The organism is Aureimonas sp. Leaf454 (assembly GCF_001424685.1).
Taxonomy (GTDB): Bacteria; Pseudomonadota; Alphaproteobacteria; order Rhizobiales; family Rhizobiaceae; genus Plantimonas.
Genome location: NZ_LMQT01000001.1, coordinates 735580 through 760524, shown reverse-complemented (window position 1 = coordinate 760524; position 24945 = coordinate 735580). Strand labels below are relative to the sequence as shown.

Sequence of the window (24945 nt, the reverse complement as noted above, 5' to 3'; positions counted from 1 at the left end):
ACAGAACCGCCCCTTCCAGAAATACCAAGGGCCGCTCTAGGCCCACGTTAGAAAACCCCGTCGAGAGCAATCTCGGCGGGGTTTTCGCATTTCAGGAGCCCCCCATGTCCGACACGGATCACGGGGCCACAGCTCCGCCCACCAAGCTCATCCCGGCGCCCGCGCCGTCCGGCCGAGCGCCCGCCCACGCCTTCGCGCCGAAGTCCTCGGTCGTCGACGAGCGCGGCACGCATGTCTGCGTGTCCCGCGAGGCGCTGTTCGACCTCCTCGACGGGGTCAAGAAGCTCGCGCCATGCCACAAGGACCCGAACCGCTACCACGAGCGCAAGGACGACATCGTCTCGCGCCTCTTCGACATGGCGACCGCCTGATGCGCGCGATCATCCCGCCGCTTCTCGTGCTGTCGATCGCCGTCGCCGCGCTGGCCATCGACATGACAGCGCGTGACGCTTGCGCCGCCGAGCCGTTGCTCGTCCTTGCACCGCCGGCCGTCGCCACCGTCGATCCGGTCGGCGCGATCCTGAAGCACTTCCAGCCCACCGCCGTGTTCGTCGGTCGCACGCCGGCCGGCATGGGCTACGTCCTGATGTCCGAGAAGCGCGGTTATTTCATCCGGCCGCAGCCCGGCGGCATCGTCCGCGTCATCCCCGCAGAGCCAGCCGCGGTCAAAAGCCTCGCCAAGCTCGCAGGCTGGGCACTCTGATGCTGACGCGCGCCTGCGGATGCTGCGACACTGAAACGCCGGAGCCCCGCCTCGTCTATGCGACGCGCGAGGGCGCCCTGGTGAAGCACCGGCTCTCGCATGACTGCGGCAAGAAGTGGTGGCGGTACGAAGACCTCGATGGCGAGAACGTCAGTGTCCACGTTGACCGCTAAACAGGATCGCTTCGTCCTCGAATACCTCGTCGATCTGAACGCCACCAAGGCTGCGATCCGCGCCGGCTACAGCGAGGCGACAGCGTCCGAGCAGGGCTACCAGCTCCTTCAGAATACTTCAGTGTCCGCGGCCATCGTGGCGGCCCAGGCTGCGCGCGCCGAGCGTACCGAGATCACGGCCGATCGCGTGCTTCGGCACTGGTGGTCGATCGCCACCGCCGACCCGAACGAGCTGATGCAGCATCGGCGCATCAACTGCCGCGCCTGCTGGCCCGAGGTCGAGCCCTTCGACGCAACGCGAGCGCCGCATCCCGATTGCGTCGAGTGCGCAGGCGAGGGGCACAGCTCCGTCCACGTCGTCGACACGCGCAACATCAAGGGGCCGGCTCGGCTCCTCTATGCCGGCGTGAAGACGACGAAGGACGGGCTCGAGATCAAGGTCCGCGACCAGGACAAGGCGATGGAGAACGTCGCCCGCCACCTCGGCATGTTCGTCGACAAGCTCGAAGCCAAGGTCGCGCACAGCTATTCCGAGATCAGTGACGACGAGCTGGACCGCGACATCGAGGTGCTGCTCGCCAAGAAGGTGAACTAAAGCCGTGGACCTCTCCGGCCTCGATCGCGAGGCCAAGGAGCGCCTGGCTCTCCTCCTGGCCGAGCGCGAGAAGCGCTACCTGCAGCGCAAGTTCCACCGCATGTTCCCCGACGAGGACACCATCCAGGCGGATGGCTCCCTGATCCATGCCCGCGAAAAGTACGTGCGGCACATGGAGTTCTTCGCGACCGGCCTGACGTACCGCGAGCGGTGCTTCATGGCCGCCAACCGCATCGGCAAGACGGTCGGCGGATCGTTCGAGACCACCTGCCACCTGACCGGCCTTTATCCGCACTGGTGGATCGGCCGGCGCTTCGATCAGCCGGTGCGCGCCTGGGCCGCCGGCAAGACCAACGAGTCGACCCGCGACGTCGTGCAGAAGGAACTGCTCGGCGACGTCGTGCCGGCCGGCAAGGGGCGCAAAGGCTTCTCCGGTACCGGGATGATTCCCGGTCGGCTGATCGAGGCCGTGACCTGGAAGCAGGGCGTCCAGGACTTCGCCGACGTCGTGAAGATCAAGCACGCCTCCGGCGGGCTCTCCTCGCTCGGCATGAAGAGCTTCCAGCAGGGCCGCGGATCGTTCGAGGGCACGGCCCAACACCTGATCTGGCTCGACGAGGAGTGCCCGATCGACGTCTACGGCGAGTGCCTGATCCGCACCGCGACCACCGGCGGCATCGTGATGCTGACCTTCACGCCGCTTGAGGGCCTGTCGGAGACGGTCCTTCAGTTCATGCCGCAAGACATGCGGCCCGAGTAGGAGCCACCATGGCCACCACCATCAAGCAGAGCCTGACCGCCGTCGGCACGACCAACGTCGCCGCGGTCCTCGCCTGCGACTTCGTCGTATCCGGGACCTTCGCCGGCACCTGGAAGTTCGAAGCGCTCATCAATGACGAGTGGCTGACGATCGAGCGCGGCACCACGTCGGGCGCTTATCTCCGCGTCGCCTTCGCTCTTCTGCGTCAGGTGCGCTTCAGCGTGGAGACCTTCACGTCCGGCACCTTCTCGTTCTCGCTCGATGGTCGGGATTTCGGCTGATGCCGCTGATTGCCGGCGCTGCGCGCTTTGCGCCCAAGAAGGGGCTCACCCTGGGCCTTGGCGCGGGTGCCCTTGGCGCTGGTGGGGAAGGACAGGGGCCGACCTACGACCCCGATGCCACCGCCCTCTTCGCCCGCTTTGCCACGCAGCCTGACGCGACACGCAAGCAGCTCATCTCCGACCGCTTCGTGGCCGGCAAGGCGAAGTCCTTCTGGTCGAAGCTGGACGCGCTGTGGGTTCACGCGGCGCACGCGCCAGAGGCCGGACGCCTGAACTGGCTGGGGGACATCTACAACTGCATCCCGGTCAACAATCCAGCCTTCACGACTGACCGCGGCTACATGGGCGACGGCTCGACGAGCTATCTCAACACGGGCTTCAACCCGTTCGTAGAGACTGCAGCTAAGTATTCCCGCCTCAGCGGAACGCTAGGCGTCAGGTCTAACACCAACAATTCCTCTGGCGGGTCACTGGCCGGTTTTCACGATGGCGGCAAAGGAACAACCATCAACCCGAGAGACGCAGGGAACAGTGTCACATTCCGGGTTAATCAGGCGTCCGCCTCCTTCACAGCAGGCAATGGCACCTCGGTCGGCATGTTCTGTGCGTCGCGCAACGGGGCTACTGACGCAGTCGTGGCTCGGGATGGGGTCGTTATTCAGCGGACCGCTATCGCAGCGGAGGCTGCGGTTGCTAACGGCACGTTCCGTCTAGGCGCCATCACTAATGCTTCCATGCGGGCGTGTCAGTTCGCAATGGGTTGGATAGGGGCGGGGTTCACGGACCAAGAGATCACCGATTTTTATAACTGGTTCGAGCCGTATCGCTCGGCCGTAGGAGTTGTCTGATGACCGTTCAGGCTTGGCTTATCTTCACCCCTGCGCAGCGCGCGGATGCCGTTCAGTTCAGCGAGACGACCGACTTCAAGGTCGACCCGCGCGTGATCGACAACCCGCTCGCCGGTCAGCTTGGCGATGCCGAGGTGGCCGTCGGGAAGTTCGTGGCGCCGGCTCGCATCCTGAACGACCCTGAATATGGCCCGGTCTGGTCCAGCCGCCTGTCCACCCTCCCGATCCGAATGCTCGACAGCGAAGTCATCTTCCTGCCGGCCGTCGACTGATCGCTGAACGGCTCACACCAGGAAGCGCCCGTGCCCGAGATCACCTCGTCCCGCTTCATGATCCAGGCGGGGTGGGATGACGTGCCCCATTTATCCGAGGACACCAAGCGCGAGCTGCTCGCCTCCACGCCGCCGTTCCTGCGCGACGCCCGATCCAAGGGCATCCCGTCGCTCGGCGCCGGCGCGATCTACCCGATCGAGATATCCGAGATCGAGGTCGCTCCGTTCCCGATCCCGAAGCACTGGAAGAAGGGCTATGCCCTCGACGTCGGCTGGAAGAAGACCGCCGCCGTGTGGGGCGCGCAGGACCCGTCCGACAGCACCCTCTACGTCTACGCCGAACACTACCGAGGACAGGCCGAGCCCATCGTCCACGCTGGCGCGATCAAGGCGCGCGGCTCGTGGATCAGGGGCGCCATCGACCCGGCATCGCGCGGCCGGGCGCAGAAGGACGGCGAACAGCTCCTCGCGCTCTACCAGGGACAGGGACTGAAGCTGGCTCCGGCCATCAACGGCGTCGAAACCGGCCTCTACGAGTGCTGGGAGAAGCTGTCGATCGGGCGCATCAAGGTCTTCTCGACCCTCATGAACTTCAAGGCGGAATACCGCCTCTACCGCCGTGATGAGCACGGCAAGATCGTCAAACAATTCGATCACCTGATGGATGCGTTCCGATACCTCGTCATGACGTGGGATCAGATCGCGGCCGTTCAGGCTCCTGAGAGGAGCACGGGCATGATCTCCTCCATATCTGACTCGACGGCGGGCTACTGATGGCGCCGCGCAAGACCAAGGACGTCGCCCGTCGGAACCCCGAGGCCGAGGCCATGCGCCTCAACGAGCGCCTCGTCTCGATCGTGCATCGCCTGGAAAGCGAAGTCTCGAGCCGCATCACCAAGCGCCAGCCGCTTGAGGATCGCTGGCTCGAAGACCTGGAGCAGTACCACGGCCAGTACGACTCCCTGACCGCCCAGGCCCTCGCCGGCGGCAAGCGCTCCAAGCTCTTCATCAACCTGACCCGGCCGAAGACGGACGCCATGTCCGCCCGGCTCATGGACCTCCTGTTCCCGACCGACGATCGCAATTGGGGCATCGGGCCGACGCCCGTCCCGCTCCTCGTCGACGATGCGGAGAAGGCCGTGAAGGCGCTGCGCGAGATCAACGCGCAGCTCAAGGCCAAGCAGGACGAGATGGAGGCCGCCGCGAGCGCGCAGCCCGGGCCCGACGGACAGCCGGCCGCGCCGGCCGCTCCCGACGAGGCGATGATCGCGCTTCAGAAGCGGGCCGACTTCGCCCGCGAGAAAGCCGACGCCCTTCGCGAGATCATCGAGGAAGCGTCCAAGCGCGCCGACGCGATGCAAGCCGAGATCGACGACCAGCTCAAGGCGTCGAACTACCACGCCGCCATGCGCGATGTGATCGACGACGCCTGCAAGATCGGCACCGGCGTCTGCAAGGGTCCGGTCACTGGCGACAAGGTGCGCAGGGGCTGGAAGAAGTCGAAGCCCTCGACCGACGAGGCCGGCGTCGTCATCCCAGGATCGTACCAGCTCGACACCGCCAAGGGCGCCGAAGTGCCGGCGATGCGCTACGTCGACATCTGGAACTTCTTCCCCGACATGGACGTGCGCCGCATCGAGGACGGCGAGGGCGATTTCGAGCGCCATCTGATGAACGAGAAGCGGATGAAGAAGCTCGCGCAGCTTCCCGGCTTCGACAAGGACGCCATCCGTCGCCTTCTCCAGCGCAAGCCGACCCGCACCACGCCGAGCTTCATGGCGCGCCTTCGCGACATCGTCGCCGGCTCGCACTCGTCGGTCGGGCGCGACTGCTACCACGTCTACGAATACAGCGGCCCGCTCTCGGCCGAGGATATCCGCGCGCTCGCCGAGGCCAAGGGCGACAAGGACGCAATGGAGGATGTCGCCGAACTCGACCCGCTGACGGAGGTCAACGCGGTCGTCTGGTTCTGCGAGAACGAGCTTTTGAAGCTTGCGCCCTATCCGTTCGACAGCGGCGAAACGCTCTACTCGGTCTTCAACCTCTACCAGGACGAAGCCTCGATCTTCGGCTACGGCATCCCGCATGTGATGCGCCATCCGCAGAAGTCGCTGAACGCCGGCTGGCGCGCCATGATGGACAACGCCGGCAAGGCGGCTGGCCCGCAGATCATCGTCGCGACCGACCTGATCGAGCCCGAGAACGGCGACTGGACGATCGAGCCGAACAAGGTTTGGCGCGCCAAGGCCGGCATCCCGCAGGACCGCCGCGCGTTCCAGGTCGCTGAAATCCCGATGTACCAAGCCGAGCTGGCGAACATCGTCGCCATCTCCAAGCAGTTCATCGACGACATGACCGGGATGCCCTCGATCGCGCAGGGCGAGGACGGCGCGACCAAGCCCGAGCGCACCGCGCAGGGCACCGCGCTCCTGATGAACGCGAGCAACGTCACCTTCCGCCGCATCGTGAAGCGGTTCGACGACGACGTGACCGAGCCGAACATCCGCCGCTTCTACGACTGGAACATGCAGTTCTCGGACAAGGACGAGATCAAGGGCGACTATGGCGTCGATGCCCGCGGCTCCTCCGTCCTCCTCGTGCGCGAGATGCAGGCGCAGAACCTCATGATCATCGCGCTGCAGCTCGGCGCGCATCCGGTCTACGGGCCGATGCTGAAGAACAAGGCCCTGCTGCGGAAGCTGTTCCAGGCGCACATGATCTCGGGCGACGAGGTCTTGCTGACCGACGACGAGATCGACGCCGTGCTCGCCCAGGCCGCAGCGGCCCAGGCGCAGGCCGAACAGGAGCCCGTCGACGAAACGGCCGCCCAGCTCAAGATGGAGGAGCTGGAGGTCCGCAAGTCCGAGATCGCGGCCAAGATCGAGATAGCGAACATGGATGCTGGCACGCGCCTGAAGGTCGCGGAGCTGTCGCACGAGACGCAGATGATGCAGCTCGCCGAGGCCAAGAACATGGAAATGGACAAGCTCGAAGCCATGCTTGCGAAGTCGCGCAACGACACTCAGTCGAAGGAGCGCATCTTCGCCGCCGAGGCCGCGATGACGGAGCGGGCAGGGCCGAGCGGCGGAGGATTTTTGTGATGCGACACCGAGCACGCGAGCATGTGAACGCGGCCCTCGATCGCCGGTCGGCCTTGAACGCGGCCATCGCCGCCGAGGTCGACGAGCTGCCGATCTGGAAGCGCGAGAGCTTTGACCGTGATGCGGCTCCCGTCGTCGTCATGCCAAGCCTCTCCGCGTCGGATCGCGCCGCCCTGGAGATCGCCTGCCTGACCCAGCCCGGCCGTGTCCTTTGCATCGCAGACCTCGGCCTCACCGCGCGGCAGATCGAGAAGCGCGATCTCGACGAGTTCCCCGGCGAACGGCTGACGTTCGAGCAGAAGCGCGCCCGGCGGGAGGCCATGCGCTATGGCCGTTGAGAAGGACAGCCCGACGTGGCGCGCCGTGAAGGCGCACTGCGAGGCCGGGATCGAAGCGGCTCGCGTCCAGCTCGAAACGCAGGGGGCGATTGAAGCGGCGCAGTACCAGCGCGGTCGCATCAAGGCCCTGCGCGAAATCCTCGCGCTCGCCGACACCCGGCCGCCGATCGAGTCGTCCACCCGGCTCTACTGACCGGGCCAACCCATCCGTCAACACTGCGCAAAGCCCCGCTCCGTCGGGGCTTTTTTCATGCGCGCTGCCAACCAAGGACGTGACCGTTGAACGAAGAACTCGACACCGCCGCCGACGACCAGATCGAGACCGAAGAGACCGCCGCCGACGTGTGGGCCGAGTTCGAAGAGGCCGACGGCGGCGCGCCGGCCGGCGATGCCGGCACCAACGCGGACGCCGATGCTGGCGACGAGGAAGGCGAGGGCGCCGACTTCGGCGACGATGACGACGCGGTCGCGGCTAACGGTGGTGGTGCCGACGCCGGCGACACCGCGCCGAGCGTATGGGACAGCGCCCCGGAAGCGCTGCGCAACCAGTTTGAGGCGCTGCAGGCGGAAAACGCCAAGCTCCTCCAGAAAGAACGCTCCGCCTCCGGGCGCGCGTCCGGCTTTCAACGCCGGTACGAAGACCTCAAGAAGGCGGCCGAGCCGCGAGCGACACCGGGCGATCGACCGGCACCGCAAGCAGCTCTCGACGCACTGAAAGAGGACTATCCCGAGATCGCCGAGCCCCTGTCCCAGGCGCTCAATGCGATCCAGGGCGACGTAGCAACCCTAGCCGAAGCCGAGGAAGGCCGCCGCAAGGCCGCCGAGACCGAGCTGACGGACTATCTCGATACCGAGGCCGCGGCTCTCACGTCGCAGCATCCCGACTATCTCGACGTGCTGAAGACCAACTCGGACAAGTTCGTGGCCTGGATCGACGACCAGCCCCGCGCCGTCCGCGATGCCTTCAACCGCAACGCCGAGCACGTCGTGAACGCTGCGGAAGCCGCAGCCGTCGTTGGCATGTTCAAGGAACACCTCGGAATGCCGGCGCCTGCGCCCGCTGCCGAGCGCCCTGCTGCCACCCCTTCGCTCGCAAGCCGGCGCGAACGCCAGCTTGGCGCAACCGCAGCTCCCACCCGTGCCCATCGCCGGCCGACCGTCTCGGGCATCCCCGAGAACGCCGACCCGCAGGACATTTGGGACGCCTTCGAGGACGCCGAGCGCCGCTAAGCGCTGCACGCGAGCATCACCCCTCCCGCGACCACGCCTGATCGTCCGCGATCCGGGTCGCATCCCCACGTTCCAAGGTTGAACCGATGCCCACGATCACCTCCGGCACCGCCGGAATTTCCCAGCGCACGAACGTCTTCGCCGAGCGCGAGATGCTCAAGCACGCCGAGCCCGTCACCATCCTGGAAAAGACCGGCCCGCTCATCAAGCCGATGCCGAAGAACAAGAGCATGACGATCAAGTTCCGTCGTCCTGTTCCCTTCGCCGCGGCCACCACGCAGCTTTCGGAAGGCGTCACCCCGGCGTCGCGTGCCTTCACCTATGAGGACGTCTCCGCGACGCTCGCTCAGTACGGTGAGGTTGCCGTCATCACGGACGTCATCGAGGACACCCACGAGGACCCCGTCCTCAAGGACATCACGATGATGCTCGGCGAGAACATCGGCCGCACCAAGGAGGCGCTGAACTACGCCACCCTGCGCGCCGGCACGAACGTGTTCTACGCCAACGGTGCGGCCCGCGCCTCGGTCAACACGCCGATCTCGCTCGCCAAGCAGCGCGCGGTTCTGCGTGGCCTCAAGAACCAGAAGGCGACCAAGATCACGAACGTGCTCGACGGCTCGCCGAACTACCGCACCAAGCCGGTGGAAGCGGCCTTCATCGCCGTTGGCCACACGGATCTGGAGAACGATATCCGTGGTCTCGCGGGCTTCGTGCCCTGCGCGGAATACGGCCGTCGCCAGATGATCTGCGAGCAGGAGATCGGCTCCGTCGAGGACGTGCGTTACGTCCTGTCGCCGGACCTGAACCCCTTCCTCGACGCAGGCAGCGCCAAGGGCTCGATGGTCTCCACGACCGGCGTGAACGCGGACGTCTACCCGGTCCTGTTCTTCGGTCGTGAAGCCTGGGCCATGGTCCCGCTGCGCGGCCAGGGCGCGGTCGAGCCGTCCATCATCTCGGCCGGCACGAAGACCAAGGACGATCCGCTCGGCCAGCGCGGCTATGCCGGCTGGAAGATGTGGCACGTCGCGCTGATCCTGAACCAGCTCTGGATGGCGCGTCTGGAAGTGGCGACCACCGCCCTCTGAGGCGTGTAGGGCGGCATCAAACTCCCATCAAACTCGGCCGTCGCGGGACCTCTCGCGGCGGCCTTTCTGCATCTGGACTTCGACCTTTCTGCACCGCCCGGCCGTGCAGAAAGGCGGAAGCCCAAGCCCCGTCTCATCACCCAGGAGCCCACCATGGCCAAAGTCCTTTTCGCCTCCGCCACCCTCGTCCAGCTCATCAGCTTCGCCACCACGAACCTCGGCCTGGAAGTCGACACGACGCCCATGCCCAGCAAGGCGGCCGTGCGCGCGCTCATCACCTCCACCGGCTTTGACGGCGACGAGATCGAAGTCGCTGACGAGCTCGTCGGCTCCACCAAGAAGCCGATCGCCGCCGAGGACGTCGCCGGCCGCAAGATGATCCGCATCATGATCCCGGTTCAGGAAGGCGTCGCTGGCGGCACCGAGGCGGTTCCCGTCGGCGTCAACGGCACCGTTGCCCGCATCATGCGCGGCGTCGATGTCGACGTGCCGGCCGAATACGTCGAGGTGCTGAAGAACGCGAACAAGGAGATTTTCGAGCGCGGGCCGAACGGCGAGCTGACCAACCCCAAGCTCGTGCCGATCTACCCGTTCTCGATCATCGGCATCGTGGCCTGATCCGATGGCGACCTTCCTCCAGCTCGTGCAGAAGGTCGCCCGCGACTCCGGCACGGTGTCGGGCACACAGCCGACCACCGTCGCCGGGCAGACCGGCCGCCTCGCCAAGATCGTCCATTGGACGAACGACGCCTACCGCCAGATCCAGAACGTGCATGGCGCGTGGAACTGGATGCAGGGCGAGTTCAGCGGCGCCACGGTCCCTGGAACCTCAGCCTACAGCTCGCGGCTCTCGCGCTTTGCCGAGTACGTCTGCACGGGCGAGGACGAGGACCGCTATTCGCTCTTCGACCCGGCCCTTGGACGCGAGAGCGAGGCGCCGCTGCGCTTCGTCGACTACCGCACCTTCTACGCCACGCAGCTCCGCGGCGCGCAGGCTGTGCGGCAGGGCCGGCCGAACCTCTTCTCGATCGACCCGTCGGGCGCCCTCTGCCTCTCGCCGACGCCGGACAAGGTCTACACGATCCGCGGACCCTACCGGAAAGACGTGCAGGAGCTGGACGCCAACAACGACGTCCCCGAAATGCCGCCCCGCTTCCACGACCTCATCGTCGACGGCGCCCTCGTGATGCTCACCACGCACGACGAGGGCGCCCCGACGCTGACGCTCTACCAGCTCCGGCAGCTTCGCGGCTTCAGCCAGCTTGAGCGCGACCAGCTCCCGCGCATCGCGTTCGGCGGGACGCTCGCATGACCGAAGTCGTCGACACACTGATCCCCAAAGGGCAGGCGATCGCCGCCGAGGACTATGTCGTCGACGAGATCGAGGCCACGCCCCCGGTCGCACCGGGCAGCGGGGCGGCCGGAGCCCTGATCCCGAAGGGCCGAGTGATCGACCGGCCCGACGACTATGTCGTGGACGCGATCACCATCCGCGACATCGTCACGGGCGCGCCCGGCTCGGCCGCGTCCATGACGCTGACCAAGGTCGGCGAGGAGAACTACGTTCTCGACGCCGTCTTCCCGCGGGGCGACACCGGCGACGTCACCCTGGAGGCGCAGGCCGCGCTCGATCAGGCCAACAGCGCCGCACAGACCGCGGCGGATGACGCCGTCGATGCCGTCGAGCTGCGGCTTCAGACCCTTTCCTCGAATGCGAGTGTTTCGGCGCAGTCCGCTTCAGAAAGCGCCGGGGCCGGGGCCGCATCAGCCGCCACCGCCGTCTCGGCCAAGGATGCCGCAGGCGCCAGCGCAGCGAACGCAGACGACAGCGCAGGCAGTGCGGCCACATCGAAGGCCGGCGCGGACGCGGCACGGGATGCAGCTCAGACTGCACGCGGGCTGTCCCAGGCTGCGCGCGACGCATCCATTGCAGCGCAGGCCGCAGCAGAGGACGCCCGTGACGGCGCCGTTGCAGCAGAGACCGGCTCCGTTGCCGCGCGGCAAGGTTCCGAGGCCGCTCGTGACGTGGCTGCAGTCCTCGCGGACGAGGCCGCAGCCAGCGCTGACAGGGCGGTGCGCTCGGCAGAGTTCGACGCGGCGCTCTACCACACCAAGCCCGAGGCCAACGCCCTTCTCGATGTGATCCGCGCCGACGTCGTGGCGATCGAGGGCGACGTCAGCACGGCGATCGCCACGCTGCAGGCTGAGACCACCACGCAGCTCGCGGATGCGCAGACCGCGACCGACACCGCCATTTCGACGCTGACGACCAACGTCAACGCCACGATCACGACGCTCGAGACCGCGGTCAACGGCACGATCACGACCCTGCAGACCACGGTCGACAGTCAGATTACCGCTCTGACGAACAACGTAGACGGCGAGCTGGCGACCCTTCGCGTGGAGTTCGTGGACCTCAAGGACGAGATCACCACGGAGACCAACGACGCGCTCGCTGAACTGCGAGAGGCACTCCGCAAGGAGCGTATCCGCCGCATGTTCGGCCTCGAATTTTAAGGACCCCCGGAATGTCTGACGCCCCGCTGAGTGATGCGCTGCTCGCTCTGAAGACACAGATCCAGAGCCTTTCAGCGACCGCGACGGCTGAAGAGGTCGCCATGCTTGGCGTCGCGATGGAGAAGATCGCCGGCCGGGTGTCGGCGGTCGAGCTTCAGATCATCGCCGACGACCTCAAGGCGGCTCTCACGGCCCATGGCGCGACGAAGACCTCCGAGGTCAACACCGCCGCCACGACCGCACTGTCGGACATCGCCGCAAGGCTCGCGAGCATTCTCGGCACGATGAACACCGCAGAAGGGCAAGCCACGGGAGCGATCCGAAACGTCGTTCTCGGTGTCCTGTTCACCGGCGTGATGAACAGCGGGAACACCACCTACGACACCCGGCGCCGCGTGAAGTCCTGGTCCATTCCCGACGGCATCTCCTATGCCGACATCACCTACGATGTGAGCGACCGCATCAAGACCTGGAAAGAGAGTGCGACGAACGGCTTAGGCCAGACCGCGACGTGGCTCTACACCGCCTCCTACCATCCCACCACCGGCGACATGACGGTGTCGCGCGTCTCCGTTTAAGGACCGGCTCACATGGATATTCTGACGCTCAACCAGCTTCAGCGCCTGAACAAGGGCGCGATGTTCAACGAGTATTTCGCGCGCAAGCCCATCTTCGCCTACTACTCGGGCATGGCCAGCGCGAACAACTCGCTCAACTTCTTCGCCGATCGCGAGAAGCGGTCGATGAAGACGTTTTTGAGGACCGGCGCTTTGCTCCCCGGCCAACCGCCAAGCTATTCCACCTACACCAACACCGAGGCGGCGATTAATTATTGGGGCGGGGCCGCAAGCGCGCTCGCGGGGACCAGCGGCTATTCAATTGCGGGCGGCGGGACGGGCCTTTCGGGCCATAGCCACACCATGCTCCTGAACAACATGGATGTGACGGCCGAGGACTACGTTTCGTTCAACGGAGCGGAGGGCGTGATCTCCAACACCCACTCGGGCATGGGCGTCGTCCTGGGTGAGGAGGGATACAGCCAGGGCATCGACCTTCTGAAGATGGGGACGAACATCCTCGTCGGGGGCGTCGGCGACGTCTATCTGTCCGGCCGCACCGCAGATACCAACTACGCCTTCAACTGGACGGCTTTGACGGGTCTTCAGCGGCTGGCGGGCGCGGCTGCGGTCGGTCATGGCGACATCGCCTACAACCGCGTGACCAACACGCTGATCTTCCTGGAGACCACGAACAACGCGGCCTACACTTACCGCGCCCACGTCTTCAAGAACCTGCCGGCGAAGATCAAGGCGAACGCGCTCCACCTGAAGGCGCTCCTTGAAGGGGCGATCGCGGGTCAGAATGGCTCGTCCTACGAAGTTTTCGACTTCGTATGGTCGGGCATGAACGGTCCCGAGTGGCACAGCGGCACGCGCATCATCCCTTGTGATGACGGCACGTTCTGGATGACGCGCATGTGGCCGTCCTCGAAGATCGAACTGGCGCGGATCACGGGCGCCGCGGGCTCGCGCACGTTCGCCGTAGTGGCAAGCCTGACGCTCACCACCTCTTATGGCCGAGATGGCGGCAGTCTCTACGGCATCCGCCACATGGTCAGCGATGACGGCAAGTTCGTCGCAACCTACTGCCCCTACTACTACTACTTCTGTGGCGGGCAGTTCTTCTTCACCCCGCGCGATACGGCGGCAACGTCCACCCGCTACCTGACCGCTTCCTACACGGACAGCTCCTACGGCATGTCGATCGCGCCGATGGGCGGCTCGAACTTCGTGCTTGGCTGGGCGAACAACGCCGACAGCAAGCTGCGCGACGGCGCGGTTATCGACCTCGATAGCATCGTGCTCGCGGGTCAGAACCTCACCTCCAGCAACAACCTCCTGTTCAACCACTTCGCCGTGAATGGTTACACGACGTCGACGATGTATGGCGGCAACGGCTTCATCAAGGTTCAGGACCCCGTCTGGAACACGACGGAATGGAAGGAGCGCACCTAATGGCGAAGCTTGCTTTTAACGTCGGGCAGGTTCGCCACGCCGTCGGCTTCACGGAAGGGGAGGGCTATGCTCTCCCCGCGGGCTCCACGTCGGAGCTGCTCCTGCGCTATGAGCTGGAGGATGGCGTTGTCGTCGACCGCTACAAGGGGCTGACCGACGAGGAGGCCCTGGCGGCGTTCGCGGCCGACCAGACCGAGCGCGCCAACACCGAGCAGGCCGCCGCAGTCGAGGCGCAGAATGCGGTGAAAACCCGTCTCGGCTTCCTGCGGCTCTTCACTCAGACCGAGCGCATCGCTCTCGCTGCCTCGGATGACGTCGTGGTCAAGGACTTCATGCTGATGGTGAACCTCGCCGAGGCCATCGACCTCCGCGATCCCGACACCGTCGCCGGCACGGGCTACCTGGAGTTCAAGGGCTTCATCGCCGACGGCCGCGCCGCTGAAATCCTGGCCGGCTGATGGCGATCCGCTCCAGCCTGGAGATCGCCCCCGGTTCGGTTGTCGAGGTCTATCGACAGCCGGACGGCGACACGAGCCCCGTCACGGCGGTGCTCACCAACCTCTCCACCAACCTCGCCAAGGCCAACGCCGTCGAGCTTCTGCTTCTCTCGTCCTCGGACGCCCCGCTCGCCTCGACCACGCTCACCGCGCAGGGCTCGGGCTACACGAGCGTTCCCGCGGCGCGCGTGACGTCCAAGGTCAAGGTCGCACCCGAGCTTCAGGTTCGCATGGAGCTGAACGGCCTGACGATCGGCAATGCCGGGCTCAACTATCGCGTCAACGATGTCCTGACGCTGGGATGCGGCGCCAGCACCAAGCCGACGCTCACCGTCACGGCGGTGGACATCAACGGCCGCGTGCTCAGCTTGGGCATCACCACGCGGGGTTTCCTCACGACCTTGGCGCGCGAGCAGGTCGGCCTGAAAACCACCGGCGGCAAAGGGCGCGACCTCATCCTCAGCGCCACCTACCGCGTCGCGAGCTTCGTTCTGTTGACGCCTGGGAGCGGCTACAGCGAGCTGCCGATCGTGGACATCGACGGCCCGGCTGCAGGCACGATCAGCCTCACGCCGAATATCCAGCCCCGGCACCGCCTCGTGCGCCAGGAGCTTGCGGTGGACGAGTTCATCGTCGTGAAAGACCTGCCGCTCACGCCCGGCGACACGCTGGTGGTCAAGGCCAGCGCTTCCGTCGCCGTGAAGGTGATCGAGTAAGCCTCTCCCAGGCCGTCCGCCCGAACTGCCCCTCCGAGCTGATCTCTCAACGGACGCCACAAGCGACGGCAGGGCAGGCGCATGTCTGGCTCACCGGGCGGGGACCGGCTCGCACTCGAAAGGTCCCCGCACTGTGCCAATGTCGACCACGTCCTTCGTCTTGCAGGGCGGCCTGGACCTTGTCTCGCCAGCCATTGCTCTCCCGCAAGGCCGTGCTATCGCCGCCCTGAACTATGAGTCCGAGGCGCGCGGCTATAGCCGCATAGGAGGCTTCGAGCGCTTCGACGGCAGGCCGTCTCCCTCCGCCGGCGGGGACGCCGCGACGATCGCGGCTCGGCGCGCGGCCATATCCAAACCGCCAGGGCAAGGCCCGATCCGGGGCGTCGTCATCTACGAGCGCGACATCTACTGCTTTCGGGACAGCCTCTCGGGCGCTGGGCAGATGTTCAAGTCGACGGCCGACGGCTGGGCGGCGATCAGCTTCGGCCTGACGCTCGCGTTCAGCGCCGGCACGGTCGAGTTCAACGAAGGCGCGACGCTCTCCGGCGGCACGTCCGCCGCGACGGCCGTCATCGACCGCGTCGTTCTCCAATCCGGCGCCTGGAATGGATCGGCGGCAGGATACCTCGTGGTGTCGGGCGCGATCGGCACGTTCGTGGCCGAGCAGGGCACCGACAGCCAGGGCGGCAAGGGAGCCATTTCATCCCCGGCTCCGATCAAGCTGGCCGGCGGCGGGCACTACGACTTCACGGTTCACAACTTCTACGGCGCGGCGCGACGTCGCCGCCTCTATTTCACAAGCGGCGTCGACACCGCATACGAGTTCGACGGCAAAGCGCTCTCCCCGATCCGCACCGGCAACCAGTCCGGCACGCAGACCGAGTTCACGAACGTCATGACGCGGGATGGCAGCACGGTCCTGACGCGAGCCGGCGACACTCCCGCGCTGCGCGGGGAGACCGACAAGCCGACCCACATCGGCGTTCACTCCAACCACCTCTTCCTCGGCTTCGATGCCGGCTCGCTAATGCACTCCGGCGTCGGCGAACCCTTGGACTTTCGAACCACCGCGGGTGCCGGAGAGATGTCCTTCGGCGCGGCTCCCACTGGCATCCTCTCGTCCGTGTCTACGTCGCTGGTCATCTTCGGCCAGTCGCGCGTCGAGTACCTTCAGGGCACCGACAGCGAGACTTTCGAGATGAAGCCGATCTCCGACAGCTCCGGCGCGGCTCGCTGGTCGGCGCAAGTCGCAGGGGAGTCCCCGATCTACCTCGACGAGGGCGGGCTTCGGAACCTCACCACGACATCTGCCTTCGGCGACTGGCGCATGGGCACGCTGTCCCAGCTCATCGAGCCGTTGATCCGCGCCAAGCGTGAAGCGAGCGTCCCGGTTGTCGCCTCCATCACCGTGAAGGCGAAGGATCAGTATCGCCTCTTCTTCGCGGACGGCACGGGAATAGTGCTCTACCTTGGGCGAGAGAAGCCCGAACTCATGCCGTTCCGGCTCCCGTCCGCGATCTTCTGCGCCTATTCGAGCGAGGTCAGAGAGGGCGACGGTGAGCGCACATTCGTGGGCTCCCAGGACGGCCACGTTTACGAGATGCAGAAGGGTCCGTCGTTCGATGGGGCGCCCGTTCCTGCGTATATCCGCCTCGCCTGGAACGGGCTGGGCTCTCCGAACATGGAGAAGCGCTTCCACAGCGCTCGGGTGGAGACGGATAACGCCTCCTCGATGTCGGTCGGGTGCCGCTACCACGTCGACTACAACGCGACCGAGAACCTTGCCGGCGAGCTGCGCAGCTATGCCGTCGCGTCCGGCTCGGCCGATCTGATGGCGGCCACCCTGAACTATGCCGACGTCGATTGGACGCTCGCCGCCGCGGGCGAGATCAACCTCGACGATCTGGCCGGCATCGGGCGGAACATCGCGCTGACGTTCATCACCGAGCACACCACCGAAGACCCCCACACCCTCACCGCGCTGACGCTGAATTTCAGCCCGCGCCGCCAGCTTCGATAGGGCTCCCATGGCGACGAACCAATATATCTACGAGCTGACCGACTCCTGGAACAGCATCGGCACGAGCTACAACGGCATCAAGATCAACGTCTCGGATGCCGCGTCCGCCCCCGACTCGAAGCTCCTCAACCTCCAGATCGGCGGCGTTGCGAAGTTCACCGTCGACAAGCTCGGCAACCTCGTCGCCAAGAGCATCGCCATCACGGACGCGATGCCGATCGCGAGCGGCGGCACCGGCGGCAAAACAGCGGCGGAGGCTCGAACCGCGCTTGGCCTCGACAACACCTACGTCGCCAAGGCGGGCGATCGCCTGACAGGCTCGCTGTCGCCCAAGGTGGTCGATCACGGCACGAAGGCGTCCGTGACCGAGGAGTTCAAGTATGCGGACGGCAACGTCCATAAGGTCACGGTCGCCGGCTCCCTCGTCATCAACCCGACCGGGATGGTCGAGGGCGACGTGATGCAGATCAACCTGATCTACTCCAGCGGCTCGATCTCGATCAGCGGGACGACCTATTGGGAACTCGGCGCGGGCACCAAGAGCACTGCGATTGCAGACACGGGCGTCGTCCTCACTGCGGGCACGCCCTATCGCCTGATCCTTGAGATCGTCGCCGATCGGCGAACGGCGGCCATCCAATGAGCCTTCCGAGCGGCAAGAAGCTCTTGATCGCAGGACGCAAGGTGAAGGGCGGCGAGCAGTCGTACCTTTCGCCGGGCAGCTACATCTTCACGGTCCCAGCGGGCGTCACCTCCATCAGCGCTGTTGCGATCGGTGCCGGCGCGAATGGCTCCTATGGGGCCTATGGCGGAGGCGGCGCTGCGCTCGCCTACCGCAACAACATCCCGGTCACGGCTGGACAGCAAATCTCGATCGTCGTGCCATCGGTCGGCTCAGGCCAGCCGGCGCAGGTTGGTAGCCTCCTCAGCGCAGCGAGCGCGAGCGGACAGAGCGGGGCTCCGGCGTCCAGCGGGACGGGCGTTGTCTCGTATGCTGGCGGACCCGGCGGCACCTACTACAGCGGCTACGGCGGGGGCGGCGGGGCGTCGGGCGGGTACAACGTCGGCGGCGGCACGGGCGCGGCCTACTATTCGTATCAGCAGCCAACGGTAACGCAGAACCCGGATACCGGCAGTGACTCTTGGACGTTCACGGGCGGCCTCGCGGCGTATTCGGACACCAAGATCGAGCCCTTCGCCGAGAGCATCACCTATCAGCCCGAACTCTATCGCGTCGTCGGCGACCCCAAGGGTGTCCCGCCTGACACGAAGAGATACCCTTGGTCCTACGCGGGCTTCTACGCCTCGTATATGACCAGCGGCTACTACCAGTACGAGATGACGAACGGCCGCCAGTCCGGCGGGACGACAACGACATACAGCACCGCCTATGCCGAAGCCGCGGCGTCCGGCTCAGCCGGCAGCGGGCGCGGCGGATCGAGCGGAAGCCCAGGCGAGGGCGTTGCCCCCTACGGCTTGGCCTCCCGCTCGACGGGCGACTATGGGCGCGGCGGCGGCGCCCTCTCAACAGCCGCAACCAGCGGCGCCGTCCGCATCATCTGGGGCAAGGATCGAGCCTTCCCGAGCACACAGGCAGGTCAGATATGAACTACAGGCTCCGCGCAAACGGCCGCTATCCGCTCACCGCCGAGGATATCCGCGAAACCGCATCGGCCCTGTTCGGGGCGACGCCTCCGTTGGACGTCCTGGAGAAGGTCGGAGCTGACATCGTCCAGCCGACAACCATGCCCGGCTTCGACTTGCTCACCGAGGTCGTCATTGAAGGCCCGCCGAAGAAGACCGATGGTGTCTGGCGCCAGACTTGGATCGTCACCACAAAACCCGGCCCCGAGTCTCGCGACATCAACGCCGAGCGCGACCGGCGCATCCGAGCCGGCTTCACCTTCGAGGGCGTCGCCTTCGACTATGACGACGCCTCGCAGAAGCGCATCACCGGCGCTGCGACGCTCGCCGGCTTTGCCGTTGCCGCCGGCTCGCTGCCGGGCGATCTGCGGTGGCACGGCGGCACGAGCGACTTCGTCTGGATCGCACGCGACAACACCCTCGTGCCGATGGACGCGCGGAAGTGCTTCGCCTTCGGGGAAGCCGCGGCCGCGCAGGAGAGCGCCATCATCTTCGCGGCGAAGGCGATCAAGGAGACCTCGCCGGCCCCGTCGGACTTCGCCCACGATCGGTACTGGCCGTCCTGAAGGGCGGCTTTTCCTCCCGCCCCGCTCTATCCTCCCGCCTTGAAGGCACGCTCGCATGTCGAACACCGATCCGCTCAAGCTGACCGCCGCCGCACCGGCCGTCACCTCCGCTGGCGTGAAGGCGCTGACCACGCCGGACGTCGCGAGCACCGCGCTCTCGACGCCGAAGACCGGGCTTGCGCAGGGCGCGGCCTGGAAGGAGACCCTCCCGGCTCAGATCAACGACAGCGTCGCCGACAAGGTGAAGGAGCTGTCGTCGCAGGACAGCGTGCTGATGCAGCAGGCGAAGGCCGACGGCCTGAAGATCGCCAACCGCCGCGGCCTCCTCAACTCCTCGATGGCCGCCGGCGCCGTTCAGGACTCCACGCTCCGCTCCATCCTGCCGATCGCCGCCCAGGACGCCAATCAGGCGTTCCAGAAGAACATGCAGGGCAAGGACTTCGAGTTCAGGATGCTCGGGCAGGACGACGACCAGGAATGGCAGAGCGGCGAGAAGGGGCTGGATCGCGCGTCGACCGAGGGCATCGCGAAGGCGCAGCGCGAACTCGATATCCTGATGCAGGACAAGAACATCTCCCTGCAGGAACGGCAGCAGCTCCGCGACATCTCCTCGCGAGAGGGCATGGCCGCGGCCGAGCGCGCGTTGCAGGAGATGATGCAGGGCCGCGATATCGCGTCGCGCGAGGGGCTGGCGAACCAGGACCGCATCAACCAACAGCTTCTTCAGGACCGATCCCTCAACGTGCAGGTGGGCTTGGCGGCACAGGATCGCGCCAATCAGCAGCTTACCCAGGAGAGGGAAATTGCCTACCAGACGGCAGAGAGGAACCTTGACCGCGGCCTTCAGGAGAAGCTCGCGTCCTGGAACCTCAAGTCCTCGGATCGCGGGCAGGCGGCGCAGATGCTGGTGAACATGCAGGCAGCGTTTCAGGACAGCTACACTGCGCTCATGGCAAACCCGAACCTCGACGCTGGTGCGCGCGAGGCGCAGATCGTGTCCGCGCGGAACCTGCGCGACAAGAACATCAACATGGTCGAGCAGATGTATGCCATCGACCTGAAATGGACGGACGCCGACTTCGCCCCCGCGGCTCCCGTCGCGGCGCAGTCGACCAAGCCGTTCAACCCGGAAAGCTATCTGGCGGCCAACCCTGATGTCGCTGCCGCAGTGGATGCCGGGCTCATCACGCCCGAACAGCACTACGAGATGTTCGGCAAGACGGAAGGGCGGCGCTGGTGATCCGGCCCGCCACCTTCGGCGACATTCCCGGCATCGTCGCGGTTCTCCAGGACGGCCATCGCCGATCGCACTATGCTCTGACCGGCTGCATGATCGACGAGCGTGAGACCAAGCGTCTCCTCGTCCAGGCGATCCAGCGACATGGCTCGAAGAACCTCGGCGGGACATGGGCGGTTGTCGCCGAGACGAATGGCCGGGTCACAGGCGTCCTGGTCGGCACCCTGTCGCGCCTCTACGGGATTTACGACCGCCTCATGGCCAGCGATCTGTTCTGGCTCGCGGCCGAGGACGTCGACCCGGCCGATCCCATCCGGCTCATGAAGAGCATGATCGAGTGGGCCGAGGCCGCACCCGACTGCATCGAGATGAAATGCGGGACAAGCGCGGTGATCCGCGCCGATCCGAAGGAAGCCGGGCGCGCCCTTGAGCGGCTGGGCCTGAAGCACTACGGCGAAATCTATCGAATGGAGTTCAACCGATGAGCGGCATCGTTTCCGGCATCACGAAGGTCTTCCAGTCCGTCGGCTCGGCCGTGGCGCGCGTTGGCCAAGCCGTCAGCGCCGTTGGCGCCGCGACCTTCACCGCGGGCGCCGCGACGGGCGCGAAGTCGCTCGCATCCGGCGGGCTGTCCCAGGTCGCCTCCTCGATGGGGAACAGCGTCCTCGGCAACGTCCTCACCGGCGCGGTGAAGCAGGCGGCGATGGGCGCGATCATCGGCGGCGGCATCAGCGCGCTGACCGGCAACGGCTTCGGCAAGGGCGCGCTCATGGGCGGGCTTGGCGGGGCAGTCACGGGCGGGCTCACGGGGCTCGCGTCCGGCACCGGCTTGATGCCAGCGGCGGCCACGACCGCGCCGGCGGCGGACGCGGGCTTGCAGGCGGCGCAGACCGCGACAGGCGTCGCTCCGACCGGCATCACGTCATCGGCGCCGAACTCCGCGCGGTTCGGAGAGAACGTCCCGGCCGCGAACGGCCGCGGCGGACTCGCGTCGGCTCTCAACGATCAGACGGCGTCGCTGACGCGCGGCGCGGCGGCGGCTCCGGCGGTTGCTGCCGCTGCGGCCCCTGCGGCGGCCGCTGGTGGCGGCGGCGGGCTGATGAGCTTCCTCGGCACGGAGACGGGCGGCAACGTGCTGGCCGGGCTCGGGGAGGGCGCGATGGCCTATTACAAGAGCAAGGAGGACGACAAGAAGCTGAAGATGCAGGCGGAGGAATACGACAAGTCGCGCGCGACCGAGCTGGAGAAGGAGATGCGCCTGCGCGCCTCGTACAACATGAGCGATGCCGTCTACGAGAAGCCGATGCCGCAGGACACGACGGTTCGTCCGACGCCGGCTCAAGCCTATGGCCGCACGCGCTTCGAGTACGATCCGGCCCAGGGGCGCATCGTCTCCGTCGCCGCCTGACGCAGCGGGCGCTTGACGCCCGAGCGCCCCGAGCTTACGCAGGTATTTAGACCCTGCCACCGAACCGAATGAGCCCGCCCGCTTCCAGCGCGGCGGGTTTTTGCTGTTCCCCGTTCAAGGAGGGTTCCCCATGGCCGCAAGCGGATCGAAGGGCGGATCGTCCTCTTCGTCGAGCAAGGGCGCCAGCTCTTCCTCCTCCAGCAAGTCCTCGTCGACATCGAGCGCGAGCAAGTCGACGTCCTCGGGCGGCATCGGCTCCGATCGCAGCGCCAGCGCGTCGTCGACCAGCTCGTCGAGCAAGTCCGCGTCCGCGTCCAGCGCGTCATCCGCCAGCCGCAGCGCGCCCTCGTCTTCGTCCTCGATGGGGCCAAGCTCGCGATCGAGCACAGGCGCGGCCAGTAAGTCGGCGTCGACAAGCACGGCCTCCCGATCGGCTCCGGCGAACACCAGCGCCCCGTCCTCCTCCATGGGGTCGGCCTCGCGATCCAGCACCGGGCCAACGGCGTCCAAGAGCACGACGACCGCTGCCGGCAAGACCGGGCGGGTATCGAGCGCCCCCGACTCCGCGCGTTTCGGCGGCAGCGCTCCGACGCCATCGGCGAGCAGCCTGCGTTCTGGCCCCGATGCGTCTCGCTTCGGCGGCTCTGCGATGACCCCCGCGGCCAGCAGCCTGCGCACCGGGCCGGCGCCGAGCTCCGTCACGCGCAGCATCACGGCTGATCGGGGCGAGCGCGTCACCAGCGGCACCGTCGGTCGCCAGTCTTCCACCGGCGGCGTCTATGCCAACGGCGGGACCAACAGCGGGCTTCCCGGCGCCTCCCCCGCGGCGACCGCTCCCGCGGCCGCAGGAAAGACCGGACGGGTCGGCACCGGCCTCGCCGCCGGCCTCACCTCCACGCCGACTGTCGGTCGCGTCAACGCTTCAGGCGGCGTGTATGCGGACGGCTCCACCGACAGCAGCTTCGGCAAGGCGCCGAAGGGCACAGTCGGGCGGACGTCATCCGTTGGCGGCGTCTACGCGAATGGCGGCACGAACACCGGCTTGCCGGGCACGACACCTCCTGCGACCTCCCGGTTCGGAGAGAACGTGCCGGCAGCGAAGGGACCTACGGGGCTCGCGTCCGCGCTGAAGACCCAGCAGCTCCCCGGCAACTACGGCGCCGACTTCGCGCCGGCTGTCCGCGCTGCGAACAAGATCAGCGACGACCGGCTGGGCGCATGGGATGGCGCGCTCGCATCAGTCCGCAAGGCCGAGGCGCAGAAGGCGCCGAACCCGAAGACCGGGAAGCCCGACGCATACAACGGCCTCGTCGGCCCGAAGAAGGGCAAGAAGACCCCGACCCACGCCGACCTGGAGAACATGACGATCGCCGAGGTCATGTCGTACCAGAAGGGGATGCTCAGGGACGGGCACCTCTCGACGGCCGTCGGCGCCTACCAGATCATGCGCGACACGCTGCCCGAAGTGGCGGCTCAAGCGGGCATGGACATCAACAAGACGAGGTTCACGAAAGCGACGCAGGACCAGCTCGCCCGGACCCTCGCCGATGATAAGCGTGCCACCCAGGCGGCTCGCAGCCGGAAGGGGCTGACGCCGGAAACCTATGCGCGAACCCTCGCTCAGGAATGGGCCGGGCTCGCCGTTGAGGACGGCCGCAGCTACTACGCCGGCGACGGCCTCAACAAGGCGACGGTCGGCTACGGCGAAACGCTGGCGGCCGCGCGAAACCTCGTGAACTCTGGCGCCGTCGGCGATGCTCGGCTCGACGGCACCGCGCCGGGTCCTGTCAGCGCCATGGCGCCGGGTCGAACGGATCGCGTCACTGCGGCCCCGAAGAACGTCCCGTCCCCGACGGCGCGCCCTGGTGCCGGGAAGATCACCGACGCCGTCCGCGCCGCGGCGACCCGTCGAGGCGTCGACCCGCAGGCTGTCGCAGACTATGCCGATCGGTACGGCATCGACCCGAACAACGCCGCTCTCGCCGTGTCGCCCGCGACCCAGCAGGGCTACACCGCCAACGTCGGCTTTGCAGCGGACGGCACGCCCATTCCCGGCAAGGCGATGGGCATGGACGTCGCTGTAGCGGCGCCCGCTACAAACCGGTTCGGCGAGAAGTATCTGAGCCCCGCTTCACAGCCCGCGCCCGCCGCGGCGAAGAAGGAGCGCACGCTTCCCGACAAGGTTCTGGCCGGCGCGATCGACGTCGGGATCGGCATGGTCCCCGGCATCGGCACCGCGGCCGGGCTCTATGGCTTGGCGGCTCCGCTGCTCGGCCTGCCAACCGTTGGCGACATGGCGCTTAATCTCCGGGACAAGAACACCTTCGATCTCGCCGCGAGCCTGCGCGGCGGAAACGCATCGCGCGGATCGCAAGGTGAGGGGACGGCCCCGCCATCGTCGATCCCGCCGACGGCGAAGAACGAGGAAGAGGCTCCCGCTCCAGCGGCCCAGGCTTCGACATCGTCTTTCGCGGCAAAGTATCTCGGTTTCAGTGACCCGACGCCGCGCCCCACGCCCGAGCAGAAGTGGGGATCGTCTGGCGCCAACTCAGTGGCCTACGCGCTCTGATTAGAGCGGGAAGCCGTCGCAGCCGGCTTCGTCGACCGGCCGGCAAACCAACGTGGCGGTGTCGGATACCTTCTTGCCGTTTCTGCTGACGGCCGTCTCATCCTCGACGCCGGCGGGCAAGCCCGCGCTGCCCGAGCCGTCATCCATGCGGTACGAAAGCTCCCACCCGTTCGCGAAGCCCACTTGGCTGCTGTAGGCGTTGCTGCACGAGAAGTTCAGCGTCGTCTGCTCGCACTTCCCTTTGAAGCAGACTTCCGCCCGCGGCGCCGGCGATGACACCGACCCGTCGGTGTAGTTGGCGCAGCCTGCCCAGGCCGGTCCAGCCGCGAGCACACCAATCCCGACCACCAAGAACTTCAGCATTGCT

General features: G+C 66.7%; 30 protein-coding genes. 28 read left to right on the top strand and 2 right to left on the bottom strand.

Annotated elements, in window-relative coordinates; all coding sequences use genetic code 11:
- Positions 1-104 precede the first annotated feature (104 nt).
- From ASG43_RS03420 to ASG43_RS03290, 27 genes are all read left to right on the top strand, one after another.
- Positions 105-371: a hypothetical protein gene (locus ASG43_RS03420; protein WP_056500142.1), complete on the top strand. Its 267-nt coding sequence runs from the start codon at positions 105-107 to the stop codon at positions 369-371.
- On the top strand, positions 371-703 hold the full coding sequence (locus tag ASG43_RS03415) for a hypothetical protein (protein ID WP_056500139.1): 333 nt from the start codon (positions 371-373) through the stop codon (positions 701-703). The genes ASG43_RS03420 and ASG43_RS03415 overlap by 1 nt, the downstream gene beginning before the upstream one ends.
- A 138-nt stretch (positions 704-841) precedes the next feature.
- Complete coding sequence (locus ASG43_RS03410) at positions 842-1471, top strand: terminase small subunit (RefSeq protein WP_200939455.1); 630 nt, start codon at positions 842-844, stop codon at positions 1469-1471.
- A gap of 4 nt (positions 1472-1475) precedes the next feature.
- Positions 1476-2231: a terminase family protein gene (locus ASG43_RS03405; protein WP_056500133.1), complete on the top strand. Its 756-nt coding sequence runs from the start codon at positions 1476-1478 to the stop codon at positions 2229-2231.
- Between the two features lie 8 nt (positions 2232-2239).
- Positions 2240-2512: a hypothetical protein gene (locus ASG43_RS03400; RefSeq protein WP_056500130.1), complete on the top strand. Its 273-nt coding sequence runs from the start codon at positions 2240-2242 to the stop codon at positions 2510-2512.
- Complete coding sequence (locus tag ASG43_RS03395) at positions 2512-3360, top strand: hypothetical protein (RefSeq protein WP_056500127.1); 849 nt, start codon at positions 2512-2514, stop codon at positions 3358-3360. The genes ASG43_RS03400 and ASG43_RS03395 overlap by 1 nt, the downstream gene beginning before the upstream one ends.
- Positions 3360-3632 carry a hypothetical protein gene (locus tag ASG43_RS03390; protein ID WP_056500123.1) on the top strand — a complete coding sequence of 91 codons (273 nt, stop codon included), beginning with the start codon at positions 3360-3362 and terminating at the stop codon, positions 3630-3632. The genes ASG43_RS03395 and ASG43_RS03390 overlap by 1 nt, the downstream gene beginning before the upstream one ends.
- Before the next feature lie 30 nt (positions 3633-3662).
- Positions 3663-4406, top strand: a complete 744-nt coding sequence (locus ASG43_RS03385; RefSeq protein WP_056500118.1) for a hypothetical protein — start codon at positions 3663-3665, stop codon at positions 4404-4406.
- Positions 4406-6733, top strand: a complete 2328-nt coding sequence (locus ASG43_RS03380; protein WP_056500116.1) for a hypothetical protein — start codon at positions 4406-4408, stop codon at positions 6731-6733. Before ASG43_RS03385 ends, ASG43_RS03380 begins: the two co-directional genes overlap by 1 nt.
- On the top strand, positions 6733-7071 hold the full coding sequence (locus ASG43_RS03375; protein WP_056500113.1) for a hypothetical protein: 339 nt from the start codon (positions 6733-6735) through the stop codon (positions 7069-7071). Before ASG43_RS03380 ends, ASG43_RS03375 begins: the two co-directional genes overlap by 1 nt.
- On the top strand, positions 7061-7264 hold the full coding sequence (locus ASG43_RS03370; RefSeq protein WP_056500110.1) for a hypothetical protein: 204 nt from the start codon (positions 7061-7063) through the stop codon (positions 7262-7264). Before ASG43_RS03375 ends, ASG43_RS03370 begins: the two co-directional genes overlap by 11 nt.
- 86 nt (positions 7265-7350) lie before the next feature.
- Positions 7351-8301, top strand: coding sequence for a hypothetical protein (locus ASG43_RS03365; protein ID WP_056500107.1), 951 nt, complete (start codon positions 7351-7353; stop codon positions 8299-8301).
- A gap of 86 nt (positions 8302-8387) precedes the next feature.
- Positions 8388-9389 carry a N4-gp56 family major capsid protein gene (locus tag ASG43_RS03360; protein WP_056500105.1) on the top strand — a complete coding sequence of 334 codons (1002 nt, stop codon included), beginning with the start codon at positions 8388-8390 and terminating at the stop codon, positions 9387-9389.
- 153 nt (positions 9390-9542) lie between these two features.
- Positions 9543-10007: a hypothetical protein gene (locus tag ASG43_RS03355; protein WP_056500102.1), complete on the top strand. Its 465-nt coding sequence runs from the start codon at positions 9543-9545 to the stop codon at positions 10005-10007.
- A gap of 4 nt (positions 10008-10011) precedes the next feature.
- Positions 10012-10701, top strand: coding sequence for a hypothetical protein (locus ASG43_RS03350; RefSeq protein ID WP_056500099.1), 690 nt, complete (start codon positions 10012-10014; stop codon positions 10699-10701).
- Positions 10698-11906 (top strand): hypothetical protein, encoded by a 1209-nt coding sequence (locus ASG43_RS03345; protein ID WP_056500096.1) that lies wholly within the window; start codon positions 10698-10700, stop codon positions 11904-11906. The genes ASG43_RS03350 and ASG43_RS03345 overlap by 4 nt, the downstream gene beginning before the upstream one ends.
- Positions 11907-11917: 11 nt before the next feature.
- Entirely contained in the window at positions 11918-12484 is a 567-nt protein-coding gene (locus ASG43_RS03340; RefSeq protein WP_056500094.1) for a hypothetical protein, read from the top strand.
- Positions 12485-12496: 12 nt separating this feature from the next.
- On the top strand, positions 12497-13921 hold the full coding sequence (locus tag ASG43_RS03335) for a hypothetical protein (protein ID WP_056500093.1): 1425 nt from the start codon (positions 12497-12499) through the stop codon (positions 13919-13921).
- On the top strand, positions 13921-14379 hold the full coding sequence (locus tag ASG43_RS03330; RefSeq protein ID WP_056500090.1) for a hypothetical protein: 459 nt from the start codon (positions 13921-13923) through the stop codon (positions 14377-14379). Before ASG43_RS03335 ends, ASG43_RS03330 begins: the two co-directional genes overlap by 1 nt.
- Positions 14379-15134 carry a hypothetical protein gene (locus ASG43_RS03325; protein WP_056500088.1) on the top strand — a complete coding sequence of 252 codons (756 nt, stop codon included), beginning with the start codon at positions 14379-14381 and terminating at the stop codon, positions 15132-15134. Before ASG43_RS03330 ends, ASG43_RS03325 begins: the two co-directional genes overlap by 1 nt.
- Before the next feature lie 133 nt (positions 15135-15267).
- Entirely contained in the window at positions 15268-17154 is a 1887-nt protein-coding gene (locus tag ASG43_RS03320; RefSeq protein WP_156386396.1) for a hypothetical protein, read from the top strand.
- Positions 17155-17161: 7 nt separating this feature from the next.
- Entirely contained in the window at positions 17162-17797 is a 636-nt protein-coding gene (locus ASG43_RS03315; protein WP_056500084.1) for a hypothetical protein, read from the top strand.
- Positions 17794-18762 (top strand): hypothetical protein, encoded by a 969-nt coding sequence (locus tag ASG43_RS03310; RefSeq protein ID WP_056500082.1) that lies wholly within the window; start codon positions 17794-17796, stop codon positions 18760-18762. The genes ASG43_RS03315 and ASG43_RS03310 overlap by 4 nt, the downstream gene beginning before the upstream one ends.
- Positions 18759-19364 (top strand): DUF4376 domain-containing protein, encoded by a 606-nt coding sequence (locus ASG43_RS03305; protein ID WP_056500080.1) that lies wholly within the window; start codon positions 18759-18761, stop codon positions 19362-19364. Before ASG43_RS03310 ends, ASG43_RS03305 begins: the two co-directional genes overlap by 4 nt.
- A gap of 55 nt (positions 19365-19419) precedes the next feature.
- Entirely contained in the window at positions 19420-20604 is a 1185-nt protein-coding gene (locus ASG43_RS03300) for a hypothetical protein (RefSeq protein ID WP_056500078.1), read from the top strand.
- Complete coding sequence (locus ASG43_RS03295; RefSeq protein ID WP_056500076.1) at positions 20601-21086, top strand: hypothetical protein; 486 nt, start codon at positions 20601-20603, stop codon at positions 21084-21086. Before ASG43_RS03300 ends, ASG43_RS03295 begins: the two co-directional genes overlap by 4 nt.
- Positions 21083-22009: a hypothetical protein gene (locus ASG43_RS03290; RefSeq protein WP_056500073.1), complete on the top strand. Its 927-nt coding sequence runs from the start codon at positions 21083-21085 to the stop codon at positions 22007-22009. Before ASG43_RS03295 ends, ASG43_RS03290 begins: the two co-directional genes overlap by 4 nt.
- Before the next feature lie 114 nt (positions 22010-22123).
- Here ASG43_RS03290 and ASG43_RS22525 read toward each other — a convergent pair whose 3' ends face one another.
- Positions 22124-22477: a hypothetical protein gene (locus ASG43_RS22525; protein ID WP_156386394.1), complete on the bottom strand. Its 354-nt coding sequence runs from the start codon at positions 22475-22477 to the stop codon at positions 22124-22126.
- Here ASG43_RS22525 and ASG43_RS03280 point away from each other — a divergent pair.
- Positions 22476-24578 carry a hypothetical protein gene (locus ASG43_RS03280; RefSeq protein WP_156386393.1) on the top strand — a complete coding sequence of 701 codons (2103 nt, stop codon included), beginning with the start codon at positions 22476-22478 and terminating at the stop codon, positions 24576-24578. The two genes, ASG43_RS22525 and ASG43_RS03280, sit on opposite strands and share 2 nt — an antisense overlap.
- Here the strand turns inward: ASG43_RS03280 and ASG43_RS03275 are convergent, their stop codons facing one another.
- On the bottom strand, positions 24579-24941 hold the full coding sequence (locus tag ASG43_RS03275; RefSeq protein ID WP_056500067.1) for a hypothetical protein: 363 nt from the start codon (positions 24939-24941) through the stop codon (positions 24579-24581). It lies immediately after the preceding gene.
- Positions 24942-24945 lie beyond the last annotated feature (4 nt).

Excerpts from the sequence above, each read along its gene's own strand:
- ASG43_RS03420 (WP_056500142.1), top strand. The coding sequence starts at position 105 with ATGTCCGACACGGATCACGGGGCCACAGCTCCGCCCACCAAGCTCATC.
- ASG43_RS03415 (WP_056500139.1), top strand. The coding sequence starts at position 371 with ATGCGCGCGATCATCCCGCCGCTTCTCGTGCTGTCGATCGCCGTCGCC.
- ASG43_RS03410 (WP_200939455.1), top strand. The coding sequence starts at position 842 with ATGGCGAGAACGTCAGTGTCCACGTTGACCGCTAAACAGGATCGCTTC.
- ASG43_RS03400 (WP_056500130.1), top strand. The coding sequence starts at position 2,240 with ATGGCCACCACCATCAAGCAGAGCCTGACCGCCGTCGGCACGACCAAC.
- ASG43_RS03395 (WP_056500127.1), top strand. The coding sequence starts at position 2,512 with ATGCCGCTGATTGCCGGCGCTGCGCGCTTTGCGCCCAAGAAGGGGCTC.
- ASG43_RS03390 (WP_056500123.1), top strand. The coding sequence starts at position 3,360 with ATGACCGTTCAGGCTTGGCTTATCTTCACCCCTGCGCAGCGCGCGGAT.
- ASG43_RS03380 (WP_056500116.1), top strand. The coding sequence starts at position 4,406 with ATGGCGCCGCGCAAGACCAAGGACGTCGCCCGTCGGAACCCCGAGGCC.
- ASG43_RS03375 (WP_056500113.1), top strand. The coding sequence starts at position 6,733 with ATGCGACACCGAGCACGCGAGCATGTGAACGCGGCCCTCGATCGCCGG.
- ASG43_RS03370 (WP_056500110.1), top strand. The coding sequence starts at position 7,061 with ATGGCCGTTGAGAAGGACAGCCCGACGTGGCGCGCCGTGAAGGCGCAC.
- ASG43_RS03360 (WP_056500105.1), top strand. The coding sequence starts at position 8,388 with ATGCCCACGATCACCTCCGGCACCGCCGGAATTTCCCAGCGCACGAAC.
- ASG43_RS03355 (WP_056500102.1), top strand. The coding sequence starts at position 9,543 with ATGGCCAAAGTCCTTTTCGCCTCCGCCACCCTCGTCCAGCTCATCAGC.
- ASG43_RS03350 (WP_056500099.1), top strand. The coding sequence starts at position 10,012 with ATGGCGACCTTCCTCCAGCTCGTGCAGAAGGTCGCCCGCGACTCCGGC.
- ASG43_RS03345 (WP_056500096.1), top strand. The coding sequence starts at position 10,698 with ATGACCGAAGTCGTCGACACACTGATCCCCAAAGGGCAGGCGATCGCC.
- ASG43_RS03340 (WP_056500094.1), top strand. The coding sequence starts at position 11,918 with ATGTCTGACGCCCCGCTGAGTGATGCGCTGCTCGCTCTGAAGACACAG.
- ASG43_RS03335 (WP_056500093.1), top strand. The coding sequence starts at position 12,497 with ATGGATATTCTGACGCTCAACCAGCTTCAGCGCCTGAACAAGGGCGCG.
- ASG43_RS03330 (WP_056500090.1), top strand. The coding sequence starts at position 13,921 with ATGGCGAAGCTTGCTTTTAACGTCGGGCAGGTTCGCCACGCCGTCGGC.
- ASG43_RS03325 (WP_056500088.1), top strand. The coding sequence starts at position 14,379 with ATGGCGATCCGCTCCAGCCTGGAGATCGCCCCCGGTTCGGTTGTCGAG.
- ASG43_RS03315 (WP_056500084.1), top strand. The coding sequence starts at position 17,162 with ATGGCGACGAACCAATATATCTACGAGCTGACCGACTCCTGGAACAGC.
- ASG43_RS03310 (WP_056500082.1), top strand. The coding sequence starts at position 17,794 with ATGAGCCTTCCGAGCGGCAAGAAGCTCTTGATCGCAGGACGCAAGGTG.
- ASG43_RS03305 (WP_056500080.1), top strand. The coding sequence starts at position 18,759 with ATGAACTACAGGCTCCGCGCAAACGGCCGCTATCCGCTCACCGCCGAG.
- ASG43_RS03300 (WP_056500078.1), top strand. The coding sequence starts at position 19,420 with ATGTCGAACACCGATCCGCTCAAGCTGACCGCCGCCGCACCGGCCGTC.
- ASG43_RS03290 (WP_056500073.1), top strand. The coding sequence starts at position 21,083 with ATGAGCGGCATCGTTTCCGGCATCACGAAGGTCTTCCAGTCCGTCGGC.
- ASG43_RS03280 (WP_156386393.1), top strand. The coding sequence starts at position 22,476 with ATGGGGTCGGCCTCGCGATCCAGCACCGGGCCAACGGCGTCCAAGAGC.
- ASG43_RS22525 (WP_156386394.1), bottom strand. The coding sequence starts at position 22,477 with ATGGAGGAGGACGGGGCGCTGGTGTTCGCCGGAGCCGATCGGGAGGCC.
- ASG43_RS03275 (WP_056500067.1), bottom strand. The coding sequence starts at position 24,941 with ATGCTGAAGTTCTTGGTGGTCGGGATTGGTGTGCTCGCGGCTGGACCG.